The 12,261-nt window shown below is 59.2% G+C and carries 11 protein-coding genes; 8 read left to right on the top strand and 3 right to left on the bottom strand.

Going from position 1 to position 12,261, the window contains the following annotated elements:
- Nucleotides 1-52 precede the first annotated feature (52 nt).
- The 5 genes from AC6I7J_RS03035 to AC6I7J_RS03015 all read left to right on the top strand — a co-directional run bounded on the left by AC6I7J_RS03035 (nucleotide 53) and on the right by AC6I7J_RS03015 (nucleotide 3,208).
- Nucleotides 53-478, top strand: a complete 426-nt coding sequence (locus tag AC6I7J_RS03035) for a GNAT family N-acetyltransferase (RefSeq protein ID WP_498006756.1) — start codon at nucleotides 53-55, stop codon at nucleotides 476-478.
- Between the two features lie 11 nt (nucleotides 479-489).
- Entirely contained in the window at nucleotides 490-1,095 is a 606-nt protein-coding gene (locus AC6I7J_RS03030) for an FMN-dependent NADH-azoreductase (protein ID WP_058771403.1), read from the top strand.
- Nucleotides 1,096-1,107: 12 nt separating this feature from the next.
- Complete coding sequence (locus tag AC6I7J_RS03025) at nucleotides 1,108-1,587, top strand: carboxymuconolactone decarboxylase family protein (protein WP_058781936.1); 480 nt, start codon at nucleotides 1,108-1,110, stop codon at nucleotides 1,585-1,587.
- A 95-nt stretch (nucleotides 1,588-1,682) separates the two neighbouring features.
- Nucleotides 1,683-2,318 (top strand): hypothetical protein, encoded by a 636-nt coding sequence (locus AC6I7J_RS03020; RefSeq protein ID WP_021506729.1) that lies wholly within the window; start codon nucleotides 1,683-1,685, stop codon nucleotides 2,316-2,318.
- Nucleotides 2,319-2,530: 212 nt separating this feature from the next.
- Nucleotides 2,531-3,208: a MarC family NAAT transporter gene (locus AC6I7J_RS03015; RefSeq protein WP_021506728.1), complete on the top strand. Its 678-nt coding sequence runs from the start codon at nucleotides 2,531-2,533 to the stop codon at nucleotides 3,206-3,208.
- Nucleotides 3,209-3,320: 112 nt separating this feature from the next.
- Here the strand turns inward: AC6I7J_RS03015 and AC6I7J_RS03010 are convergent, their stop codons facing one another.
- Genes AC6I7J_RS03010 through AC6I7J_RS03000 form a run of 3 tightly spaced genes read right to left on the bottom strand, consistent with a single transcriptional unit; the run spans nucleotide 3,321 to nucleotide 7,109 of the window.
- Nucleotides 3,321-4,571, bottom strand: coding sequence for a c-type cytochrome (locus AC6I7J_RS03010; RefSeq protein ID WP_498006754.1), 1,251 nt, complete (start codon nucleotides 4,569-4,571; stop codon nucleotides 3,321-3,323).
- Between the two features lie 4 nt (nucleotides 4,572-4,575).
- The gene (locus AC6I7J_RS03005; protein ID WP_021506726.1) at nucleotides 4,576-6,345 is read right to left on the bottom strand and encodes a GMC family oxidoreductase; all 1,770 of its coding nucleotides are present in this window, start codon (nucleotides 6,343-6,345) and stop codon (nucleotides 4,576-4,578) included.
- 32 nt (nucleotides 6,346-6,377) lie between these two features.
- Complete coding sequence (locus AC6I7J_RS03000) at nucleotides 6,378-7,109, bottom strand: gluconate 2-dehydrogenase subunit 3 family protein (RefSeq protein ID WP_498006752.1); 732 nt, start codon at nucleotides 7,107-7,109, stop codon at nucleotides 6,378-6,380.
- Nucleotides 7,110-7,634: 525 nt separating this feature from the next.
- Here AC6I7J_RS03000 and AC6I7J_RS02995 point away from each other — a divergent pair.
- The 3 genes from AC6I7J_RS02995 (at nucleotide 7,635) to AC6I7J_RS02985 (ending at nucleotide 12,183) form a co-directional block, all read left to right on the top strand.
- Nucleotides 7,635-9,209: an ABC transporter substrate-binding protein gene (locus tag AC6I7J_RS02995; RefSeq protein WP_498006750.1), complete on the top strand. Its 1,575-nt coding sequence runs from the start codon at nucleotides 7,635-7,637 to the stop codon at nucleotides 9,207-9,209.
- Nucleotides 9,210-9,379: 170 nt separating this feature from the next.
- Nucleotides 9,380-10,882, top strand: coding sequence for a helicase HerA-like C-terminal domain-containing protein (locus AC6I7J_RS02990; RefSeq protein ID WP_058776585.1), 1,503 nt, complete (start codon nucleotides 9,380-9,382; stop codon nucleotides 10,880-10,882).
- A gap of 23 nt (nucleotides 10,883-10,905) precedes the next feature.
- Nucleotides 10,906-12,183, top strand: a complete 1,278-nt coding sequence (locus tag AC6I7J_RS02985; RefSeq protein WP_132464325.1) for a DUF445 domain-containing protein — start codon at nucleotides 10,906-10,908, stop codon at nucleotides 12,181-12,183.
- Nucleotides 12,184-12,261: the final 78 nt, after the last annotated feature.

Below are 12,261 nucleotides of genomic sequence, written 5' to 3'. Positions count from 1 at the left end.
AGACATAGCAGTTTAAGATGCAGGCATTCCCCCCGCAATACGGATGACAGCCATGAAGATTGTGCATTACGCCACTGCAGAACAACTCGCGCGCTGCTACCCGCTGATGCGTGCGCTGCGCGGGCGGCTGGCGGATGAGGCGCAGTTTATCGCCCAGGCGCAGCGTCAGCAGGCGCAGGGTTATCGCCTCGCCGGGATCGAACATCAGGGAGAGCCGGCGGTGCTGGCCGGTTATCGCCTGCTGGAAAATTTTATCCACGGCAGCTTCTGCTACATCGATGACCTGGTGAGCGATCCCGCGCTGCGCGGTCAGGGCTTCGGCGCCGCGCTGCTCGACGGCTTAGCGGTGCTGGCGCGTGAGTACGGCTGCCACCGTATGGTGCTGGATACCGCAATCAGTAATACCCGGGCGCAGGCGTTTTATCAGCGCTGCGGCTATCAGGCGCTCGGCCTGCATTTTTATCGCTCTATCGTATGAGGAATCACTGCATGAATGTGCTGCACATTAAAGTCAGCCCGGATCTGGCGGGATCGGCGTCGCGCATCGCCTCGGCACGTCTGATCGAAAAGCTGCGCAGCCGCCATCACGATCTGCACGAGACGGTGCTGGATCTGGCGCAACAGCCGCTGCCGCATCTCGATGCTTTCACCATCAGGGCTTTTTTTACCCCACCGGAGGCGCGTGATGAAGCGCAGCGTAACGCCATTCGCACCTCGGAACAGCTGGTGGATCAGCTGTTTGCCTGCGACACCCTGGTTATCTCATCGCCGATGTGGAACCTCGGGCTGCCGTCGGTGCTGAAAGCCTGGTTCGACCATATTACCCGCGCCGGTCGCACCTTCGCCTTTACGCCCGAAGGCACCAAAGTCGGGCTGGTGAGCGACAGGAAAGTTTACTGCGTGATGGCCAGCGGCAGCGTGTTTGCCCACGGGCCCTTTATGCAGGATGACCAGTTCACGCCGTACGTGCGCGCGGCGCTGGCGTACATCGGCATCAGCGATGTGCAGTTTATCCGCGTCGACGGCACGCACGACCCGCTCAGCCGTGCCCGCGCGTTACCCGAAGCACTTGAAACCATTGAACGTCTGTTCTGACGGAGGAGAATCATGACTCAACGTGTTAACCATTTCAAAACCACCCCGGCGCTGGCCAAAGCGATGTCGGATCTGTCGAATAGCGTTGCCAGCACGTCGCTGGAGAAGTCGCTCAGGCATCTGGTGGATATCCGCGCCTCGCAGCTCAACCACTGCGCGTTCTGCCTTGACATGCACATCAAGCAGGCGGCGATTGACGGCGAGCATGAGCTGCGGCTGCACCATGTGGCGATCTGGCGTGAATCGCCGCTGTTCAGCGCGCGCGAGAAAACCGCCTTTGCCCTGACCGAAGCGCTGACGCGCATTGGCGAGCACGGCGTTGACGAGGCGCTGTACGGCGAGCTGCGCGCGCACTTCTCCGAGGTGGAGATCAGCGAGCTGACCTTTAAGATCGCGGTGATCAATACCTGGAACCGGCTGATGATCCTGTCGCAGATGGCACCCGGCGCGCTCGACAGCGCTTACGGGCTGGATCGTGCTGATTTACGGTAATTTTTATCGCCAGTGGCTGCGGCTGCTGGCGATAGCATGTTTTTCTGCGCGCCCTGACGCTATAGTGAAGTTTTGCACCACACAGGACACCGCGCATGAAAGGCATCAACATTGCGATTTACTTCGATCCCGACCTGATTCGCATCTGCGTTCACCAGCCGGATGACAGCTACCTCAGCCAGACGTTTCATTACGCCGACAGCGTGATTGAGGAGATTTATCAGTGGCTGGAGCAGTTCACGCCGGGTCGCACCCACATTTGCCTGATTGAGCACGACACCGCCGACATCCTCGCCGATGAGCTGGTGGACAACGGTTATCACGTGCATCAGGTGAGCCAGCATGCGCTGCTCAGCTGGTTCGCCAGTGAACCACCCGCCACGCCGGACGGCTCGCCGGTGCGCGCGCTGCTGCGCTATCTGGAGAACGAGAAGCCGGCAGAGTATCAGTCACGCACGCCACAGATTGAAGCGCTGATGGAGTTGCTGGATGAGCTGGACGATCTGGAAGGCGTGGAGAGCGAGGAAGATGAGGATAACCTGCCGGATAACGTGCTGCGCCTGATGAAGCAGAAGAAAATCAGCGCCAGCGACGCCGCCCAGCGCCTGTTGCCAGACGTGAATGAACGCATTCGCGAGCATTTGATTCATTATCCCGAGCTGATGACGCCGGATCTGCTGGAAGATTTTTTCCCCGAGCTGCTGGAAGCGATGGAAACGCCGAAGCATTGATGCTGTCCAGGTGCGCATAAATGCGCACCCTACGAAAAAACCGGTGTACAGGGTACTGTAGGGTCGCCATTCATAGCGACCGTTGCGCTGGCAGCTGCGCGCATAAATGCGCACCCTACGAAAAAAACGGTGCACAGGATACTGTAGGGTCGCCATTCATGGCGACCGTTGCGCTGGCAGCTGCGCGCCTGATATTAACCAGGGAATAAATCATGCTGGAACTGTTCAAAGCCATCGGGCTCGGCCTGGTGGTGATTTTGCCGCTTGCTAACCCGTTAACCACCGTGGCGCTGTTTCTCGGCCTCGCAGGTGACATGAACTTTCAGGAACGCAATCGCCAGGCGCTGCAGGCGTCGATCTACGTGTTCCTGATTATGATGGTCGCCTGGTACGCCGGTAACGCGGTGCTGCACACCTTTGGCATCTCCATTCCCGGTCTGCGCATGGCCGGCGGGCTGATTGTCGCCTTTATCGGCTTTCGCATGCTGTTCCCCGCCAAACCGGTCGGGCATTCGGTGGAGGCCAAACACAAGCTGGATGAACTCGACGCCAGCGACGATCCGCGCGAAACGGTGAATATCGCCTTTGTGCCGCTGGCAATGCCGAGCACCGCCGGACCGGGCACCATCGCGATGATCATCAGTTCGGCCTCGACGGTGAAAGCCGGCGTCGATTTCCCCGCGTGGGTGGTGGCCATCGCGCCGGTGCTGACGTTCCTGGCGGTGGCGGTGATTTTATGGATTTCGCTGCGCAGTTCCGGCGCCATCATGAAGCTGGTCGGCAAAGGCGGCATCGAAGCGATTTCGCGCCTGATGGGGTTTTTACTGGTGTGTATGGGCGTGCAGTTTGTCATTAACGGCGTGCTGGAAGTGGCGCACACCTTTCATTAAACAATAAAAAATCGCACCGTACGGTAGCGGTGCGATTCATCGCGCAATGCCCGACATCACGCGACGCCGGGCATTGCCATCAGGACAGCGCGCCAGATCGCGCCGCTAGGTTTTAGTGCAGCGTTTTCCGCACATCCGCCACCTGTTCTTTCGTCACTGCCGGCGCGTGGTTGCTCCAGCCCTGACGAATAAAGGTGGCCAGCTGCGCCACTTCATCATCGGTCAGACGATACGCAAACGGCGGCATCGCCAGCGTCGACGGCGCTTTCTCCGTTGAGGGCTGCTGCGCACCGGCCAGAATGGTGTGAATCAACCCGCTGGGGTCCTGCGCATTGACGATAGTGGCCTGATCCAGCTCCGGGAAGATCCCCGGTGCGCCTTTGCCGGTGACAAAGTGACAGGCACCGCAGTTGTCGAGATACAGACGCTCGCCTTCGCTCAGATTCTGCGCCGCTGTCAGCTTCGCTTCGGTCTTCTGCTGCGCCTGCACGTCGTACGCCTGCAGCGGTGGATTGCCGCCGAGGAACTTGAGGTAAGCGGCAATCGCTTGCAGATCGGCATCCGTCATGTGCGAGCTGGAGTGCTCCACCACTGACGTCATCTCACCGCCCACCGCGGCTTTATCGTTACGTCCGGTTTGCAGATAATCGACAATCTCCTGCTCGCTCCAGCGTGGCACACCGCGCAGCGACGGCACCTCCCAGTTATTCAGGCTGCCGCCGACGAGGAAGCGATCGTCGCTGCTGTCCAGCGCCTTCTCGTTCATGCCGAGGCCGCGCGGCGTGTGGCAGCTGCCGCAGTGGCCGAGGCTTTCCACGATGTAAGCACCGCGATTAACCTGCGCTGACGCGCCGCCAATCGGCTGGAACGGCTTGTCCGAAGTAAACGCCCAGTTCCAGAAACGCATGCCCCAGCGCTGGCTGAACGGGAAGCTCAGCTTTGTTTCCGGCGGCTGTTCGCTGTCCGGCTTCACGCCCTGCATGAAGTAGACGTACAGCGCGTGCAGGTCTTCATCGCTGATTTTGGCGTAATCCGGGTACGGCATCGCCGGGTAAAGGCGCGAGCCGTCCGGCAGTACGCCTTTGCGCACCGCGTCCGAGAACTGCTGCTCGCTGTAGTTGCCGATGCCGTGCTGTTTATCCGGCGTGATGTTGGTGGAGTAAATGGTGCCGAGGTTCGACTCAATCGCCAGTCCGCCGGCGTAATCCGCTTTGCCGGCTACGGTATGACACGCCATACAGTCGCCAAGGCGCGCCAGATACTCGCCCTTTTTAATCAGTGATGCGTCATCTGCTGCCTGCGCCTGCACCGCACAGCTGCCCAGCAGCACCGCGTGAGCGATTAACAATGATTTTAATTTCATGTGCTTATGCCTGTACCAGTGGGCCGGGATTCTGCAAATAGTGCTCTTTGATAGCCTGCGCCGCCATCAGGGTAATCGCGCCGATGGTGTCGGTCGGGTTCGCCTGGAAGTTCTGCGGGAAAGCGTTACCGCCCGGCACAAATACGTTGTGCACATCCCAGCTTTGCAGGTACTTGTTCAGCGCCGAGGTTTTCGGGTTGTCGCCCATCACCGCGCCGCCCACGTTGTGGGTAGAGACGTATTTGGTCAGGTCAAAGTCAGCGCCCATCGGCAGAAAGCTCATGCTCATGCTGTCCGGATTCAGCTCCTTGGCGATGTCGCCAACGATGCCTTTCAGGTGCTGCTGCAGCTTGAGCTCGTTCTGTTTCCAGTTAAAGGTCATGCGCAGCAGCGGCTGACCGCGATGGTCGGTGTAGTGCGGATCCAGATCCAGATAGATATCGCGGTACGACTGGCAGGTGGTGGTAATACTGATCTTCATCGAATGGTTGTACCACTGCTCCAGCCCCTCTTTGTACCCCATGCCCCAGCTTGGAGTGCCTTTCGGCAGCGCGGTGCCAATCGGCGTACCGGTTGCCTGCGAACTGTGGATTTTGGCACCGCCGAGGAAGCCGAGTCCCGGACCGTCGAAGTTGCCAGGCGAGATGTCGTTGAACATCTGACCGGTCGCGCCAGCGGTGGCGAAGGCGTTGAAGTTTTTGTCTTTGAAGAACAGCGTGGCGCCGCCGTTGGACAGAAACGCATAGTTACGCCCGACGACGCCCTCTTCGGTGATCGGGTTGTAGGGCTTGCCGATGCCGGACAGCAGCATCAGGCGCACGTTGTACAGCTGGAAGCTGGAGAGCACCACAATCTTCGCCGGCTGGAACACTTCGTTGCCGTCAGCGTCAAAATAGAGCACGCCCTTCGCAGTTTTGCCGTCGTCGTGCAGCACCACTTTGTACACTTCCGCGTGCACTTCATAGGAGAAGTTCGGCATGCGCTTCAGCGCGTCCATCACCGCCGTCTGCGGTGAGGCTTTTGAGTAGTTCAGGCACGGATATTTCGAGCAGTAGCCGCAGTAGTTGCAGGGAGCGATCTGGTTGCCGTACGGGTTTTTCCACGCGCGTGAGACGCAGGCTGACGGGTTCGGGAACGGATGATAGCCCAGCTTCTTCGCCGCCTCTTTGAACATCACGTTGTTCAGCGTATCGTCCAGCGCCGGCAACGGATACGGCTCGGAACGCGGGCCTTCAAACGGATCGCCGCCTTCCAGAATTTGCCCGCGCAGGTTGCCGGTGGTGCCCGACTGGCCGCAAATCAGCTCAAACTTGTAGAAATACGGCTCGATCTCATCCCAGGTGAACGGGAAGTCCATCACGCGCATGTCATCCTGCAGGATGCCGGGCTTATAGGCCTGATCGACGTAGGTTTTCAGTTTGATATCGGTGGGCGTGGGGCGAATCAGTACCGCCGTCCAGTGCATGCCCGCGCCGCCGACGCCAGTACCCGGAGCAAATGCGCCCCATTTACGGGTTGGCAGCGCCGTCTGGTCCATGTTGTAACGCACGGTGACCGCCACTTCTTTTGGCGTGGCGAACACTTTGTTGCGCACGTTATAGGCGTACTCATCGGCCGGTTTCGGGTAAGCGAAATCCGGGTAGTCGCGCTCGCCACCGCGCTCAAGGGCGCGCACGTCCAGTCCGGCCATTGCCAGCTCGATACTCATCAGCGAGCCGGCCCAGCCGAGGCCGCACACCACGACGTCGACTTCTTTCTTTGTAATCTGTGCCATGTTTTTCTGTCTCACATACCAAATACGGGGATTCAGGCGCGTTCGCCCATCAGGCTGACCGGTCCGAGCGGATACGGCACGTTATGCTGCTTCACCCACTCGGTGAAGCTGGCGCGTGCCCCCGGGAAGCCGATGGCGATCCAGGCTTTCATGCCTTTGTTGCCGCCGTACATCGGGTCAGCGAGGTAGCCGTGTTTGGTATCGGAAAGCACCTGGCTGAAGAACTGCGAGGCTTTCAGGTTCGGTTCGCCCAGCGCGGCAAAGTCGATACCGTCGTTTTTATTCACTTTGGTCAGCACCGCGTCTTTCTCTGCCAGCGTCAGCTCAGAAAACGCTTTGTGGTAGGTGCTTTGCGTCCACTGCTCCACCAGTTTGATGCCGGTGCGATACATCTGCTGCGGCGTGAACGGGATCTGATAGCCCATGGTGGCGGGCGCGTGCACGTCAAACGGCCCCTGCAGGTAGATCTCTGCGCCGAACTCCGGGCTGTGCAGCTGCTGGTCAATGAAGATCGGCACGTTGGTTTCCAGCGCACCCGGCGCTTTGCCGTTGCCACCGGCGGGGATCAGGCGATCGGTCGCGGCCAGAATAAATTGCCACTCCTCAGCGCTAAAAAAGATCGGTTTATAGTCGGCAAGGTCCGGTGCTGCCATTTCCGCAGCCTGGGCTGCAGTCAGTCCTTTTAAAACCAGGTCGCTTAATGGCAAAGCCAGCAACGACCCAAGTAAAAACTTACGTCTGGTGGTCGGTTTTTCTAAAAGCATGGCGCGACGACTCTCACTTGCTAAGAAAGGGAATTATTTTTGTTAATAGATTTATAAATCGGCAAACAAGCTGGCAATCTTATGGATACAGATATTTCAGGATGTAAGCATTAAATTATAAATGTGTTTTGATGAGAAACCATCAACCTGACGAAAAGTCGCCAGGCGCTGTGGACGCGCTTTCGCAGCGGGAATTGCGCTTTTAACCGTACAAATGCCAGGAGATTAGCACCAGAGACTGGGCAAATGACTGAAACAAATCGGCGTGAGAAATAGTCGCTCAGCTTAATTAATCAGAAAAAATCATACTTCCATACCAGAGCTTATTCTTATCAATAACCGCTTATTGGCTCAATGCGCAACGTCTGAGCAGTTTATTTCCTGAATATGACAGCGCGCGCACAAAATAACCGATTAGTTAATTGCCGGTATTAATTGTTATTTCCGGCACAGCTCAGAACAAACCGGCATTTAGCCAGCAGCGCGACAGCGATAAAGTCGTCGCATCAATTACTCAGGATAATCATGATGCGAGCACTCTTATTGTTCTTCACCTTATTCAGCAGCGCCTTTGCCCTGCAGGCCGCCACGCCAAAAGACACGCTGGTGGTGGCCGTGCCGCTCGACGGCATTATCAGCTTCGACCCGGCAGAAAGTTTTGAGACCGTCAGTAACAGCGTGCAGCGCAACATTTATCAGACGCTGGTAGAGGCCGATCGCGATGCGCCACAAAAACTCGCGCCGCTGCTCGCCACCTCATGGCAGCCCGGCAGCACGCCGCACAGCCTGGTGTTCAATCTGAAACCGGATGCGCATTTCGTCAGCGGTAACCCGGTGACCGCGCAGGACGTGGTGTTTTCGCTGACGCGCGCGGTGCAGCTCAATAAAGCCCCGTCGTTTATTCTCGCTGAGTTTGGCTGGACGGCGGACAACATCGCCAGCCAGCTGCGGGCGGTGAACGATCATCAGCTGGAGATTCAGTGGCCGGCGCAGATTGGTCAGGATCTGGCGCTGCGCCTGTTGACCGCGCCGGTAGCCTCGGTGGTGGACAGCAAAACCGTGCAGCAGCACATCATCGCCAACGACAGCGGCAACGGCTGGCTGCACACTCACTCCGCAGGCAGCGGCGCATTCAGCATCCAGCAATACGTGCCGCAACAGGCGCTGGTGCTGAGCGCAAATCCGCACGCCAGCCCGCAGCCGCAGCTGAAACGCATCCTGCTAAAAGGCGTGGCCGATGCCGGTGCGCGCCGCCTGCTGATTCAGCAGGGCGATGTCGATGTGGCGTACCAGCTGGGCCCGGACCAGATCGATGCGCTGAAAAACGACCAGCAGTTGCGCATTGAGGCCTTCCCGTCGAGCCTGGTCTATTACCTGGCGTTTAATACGCAAAACAAAGCGCAGCCGGCGCTGGGTAATCCGGCGCTGTGGCAGGCGGCGCGCTGGCTGGTGGATTACAACGCCATTTCACGCGATCTGCTGAAAGGCCAGTACCGTATTCACCAGAGCTTCCTGCCGCAGGGCTTTGATGGCGCGCTGGAGAATCAGCCGTTCCATTACGATGTGGCCAAAGCCAAAGCGATCCTGGCGCAGGGCGGTATCAGGCCCGGCAGCAAATTCTCGCTGACGGTGATCAATCAGCCGCCGTACATCGACGTGGCGCAGGCGCTGCAGGCCAGCTTTGCCAAAGCCGACGTGCAGATTGAGCTGCAGCCGGTGGCGGAATCGGAACTGTGGGGCAAAATGCGCGGCCGTGATTTCCAGTCGATCTTTATTTACTGGGGCGCGGACTATGTGGATCCGAATACCAACGCCAGCGCCTTTGCCTATAACGTGCCGGGCGGTTCTAAAACGCTGGCGTGGCGCGTCGGCTGGGAGATTCCCGAACTGAGCGCGCAGACGCGCACCGCAGCCGGTGAGAGCGACGCCAGCCAGCGCCGCGCGCTGTATACCGCGCTGCAACAGCGCGTACAGCAGGATTCGCCGTTCGTGGTGATGCTGCAGGGCGCGCAGCAGGTGGCGGTGCGTAATAACCTCAGCCACGTGCAGCAGGGCATCGGCGTGAGCCTGCTGTTTTTCGATGCGGTAGAGAAGAAGTAGGTTGGTGCGCGCTGCCCCTCATTCCAGCCTTCTCCCGCCTGCGGGTGAAGGGCCAATCGCGCGGGCAGCAACCGTAACTCCCTTTATTTTTCACCCAAATATCCCTCTCTCTCCCGCGCACCGCTTGCTATTCTTTGAGTCATTACGCAATGCCGGAGAGCGCAACCATTATGACTACCCCACTGCTGATCGCCCAGACACCTGACCTTCAACTGCATCTGCTGCCCGCCATGGCTAACCGTCACGGACTGATAACCGGCGCGACCGGCACCGGTAAAACCGTGACGCTGCAAAAGCTGGCAGAATCCTTCTCCGCCATCGGCGTGCCGGTGTTTATGGCCGATGTCAAAGGCGATCTTTCCGGCATTGCGGCCGCGGGCGACGGCTCGGAAAAGCTGCTGGCGCGGCTGGCGAAGATTGGCGTCACCGACTGGCAGGCGCAGAAAAATCCGGTGATGCTGTGGGATATTTTCGGCCAGCAGGGCCATCCGGTGCGCGCAACGGTGTCCGATCTCGGCCCGCTGCTGCTGGCGCGACTGCTCAGCCTCAATGAGGTGCAGTCCGGCGTGCTGCAAATTATCTTCCGTATCGCCGACGATCAGGGCCTGCTGCTGCTGGATTTCAAAGATTTGCGCGCCATGACGCAATACATCGGTGATAACGCCAAAGCGTTTCAGACGCAGTACGGCAATATCAGCAGCGCCTCGGTGGGCGCCATTCAGCGCGGCCTGCTGGCGCTGGAGCAGCAAGGTGCCGAACACTTCTTTGGTGAACCGATGCTGGATATCCGTGACTGGATGCGCTGCGACGCTGACGGCAAAGGCTTCATCAATATCCTGGCAGCGGAAAAGCTTTATCAGCAGCCGAAACTCTACGCCACCAGCCTGCTGTGGCTGCTGGCGGAACTGTATGAACAGCTGCCGGAAGCCGGCGATCTGGACAAACCAAAGATGGTGTTCTTCTTTGACGAAGCGCATCTGCTGTTTAACGACGCGCCGCCGGTGCTGCTGGAGAAAGTGGAACAGGTGATTCGCCTGATTCGCTCGAAAGGCGTTGGCGTGTACTTTGTCACGCAGAATCCGGCAGACATTCCGGATAATGTGCTGGGTCAGCTGGGTAACCGCGTGCAGCATGCGCTGCGTGCCTTCACGCCGAAAGACCAGAAAGCGGTGAAAAGCGCCGCCGAAACGATGCGCGCCAACCCGGCGTTTAATACCGTGGAGGCGATTCAGGCGCTGGGCACCGGCGAGGCGCTGATCTCTTTCCTCGATGAGAAAGGCAGCCCGTCGATGGTGCAGCGCGCCATGGTGATCGCGCCGGGCTCGCGCATGGGGCCGGCCACTCCTGATGAACGCAACAGCCTGATCAACCATTCGCCGCTGTATGGCAAATACGACAGTGCCGTCGATCGCGAATCGGCGTTCGAAATGTTACAGCAAGGCGTACAGGCCGCGCCGCAGCAGGCCGATGCGCCGCCCAGCAAAGGCAATAGCGTGGCGGTGGATGACGGCATTCTGGGTGGGCTGAAAGAGATTCTGTTCGGCAGCACCGGGCCGCGCGGCGGCAAGCGCGACGGCGTAGTGCAGAGCGTGGCGAAAAGCGCGGCGCGCCAGGTGACCAATCAGATCATCCGCGGCGTGCTGGGCAGTCTGCTCGGTGGACGCCGCCGTTAATCGCCCTCTGCTATGATCGTGGTATGGATAAATATCAACAATTAAAACGGAGCAAGCGTCTGGCCCTGTCGCTGCTGCTGATTGCCGCCGCGACCTTTGTCGTGACGCTGTTTCTGCCGCCCACGTTCTGGGTGCTGGGGCTGAAGGCGATTGCCGAAGCGGCGATGGTCGGTGCGCTGGCCGACTGGTTTGCGGTGGTGGCGCTGTTTCGTCGCGTGCCGGTGCCGTTCATCTCGCGCCATACGGCAATCATTCCACGCAACAAAGATCGCATCGGCGAGAATCTTGGCCGCTTCGTGCAGGAGAAGTTTCTTGATACCGATTCGCTGCTGGCACTGATTCGCCGCCACGATCCGTCACAGCTGCTGGCGCAGTGGCTCAATACGCCGGGCAACGCCGATCGCATTGGCCGCCACCTGCTGCAGGTGATGCGCGGTTTCCTCGATCTCACCGACGATCAGCGTATTCAGCGCTTTTTGCGCCGCGCGGTGCATCGCGCACTGGATAAGGTCGATCTGACCCAGTCCAGCGCGCTGCTGCTGGACAGCCTGACCAAAAACAATCGCCATCAGGAGCTGCTGGACGCTGCAGTGCAACAGCTGCTGCGTCTGCTGCACAAACCCGGCACGCGCGAGTTTATCGCGCTGCAGATTGTGCGCTGGCTGAAACGCGAACATCCGATCAAAGCCAAAGTGCTGCCGACCGAATGGCTGGGCGAACACAGCGCCGAGCTGGTCGCCAACGCGGTGGATTCGATTCTCGATGAAGTGGCGCGCGACCAGGGCCACGAATTTCGCCTCGGTTTTAACCGCGCGGTACAGCGCCTGATAGAGCGACTGAAAAGCGATCCGGAGATGGCCGAACGGGCCGAGACCATCAAACACTGGCTGAAAGAGGATGAGTCGTTTAACCGTTATATCGGCGAGCTGTGGCAGGACCTGCGCCGCTGGCTGAAGAGCGACCTCAACAGTGACGATTCGCGCGTGCAGGAGCGGGTGCGGCTGGCGGCGCTGTGGCTGGGCGAAACGCTGGCCGCCGATGAAGCACTGCGTACCTCAATGAATCAGCATCTGGAAGACGCTGCGCGCAGCGTCGCGCCGGAGTTTGCGGCGTTTCTCACCCGCCATATCAGCGATACGGTGAAGAGCTGGGATGCGCGCGAGATGTCGCAACAGATTGAGCTGAACATTGGCCGTGATTTGCAGTTTATCCGCATCAACGGCACGCTGGTGGGCGGTACCATTGGCCTGGTGCTGTTTTTGCTGTCGCAGCTGCCGGGTTGGCTGCAGACGTTGCGCTAACGGTGCGGGCATTGACCTGGTCGCCATGTATAAAAAAGGTCGCCATGAATGGCGACCCTACGGTAACGGTGCGGGAAT

This window comes from Type-C symbiont of Plautia stali (genome assembly GCF_059730935.1).
The sequence above is the reverse complement of the archived record's forward strand: the minus strand, read 5'-3'. Positions and strand labels throughout refer to the sequence as shown.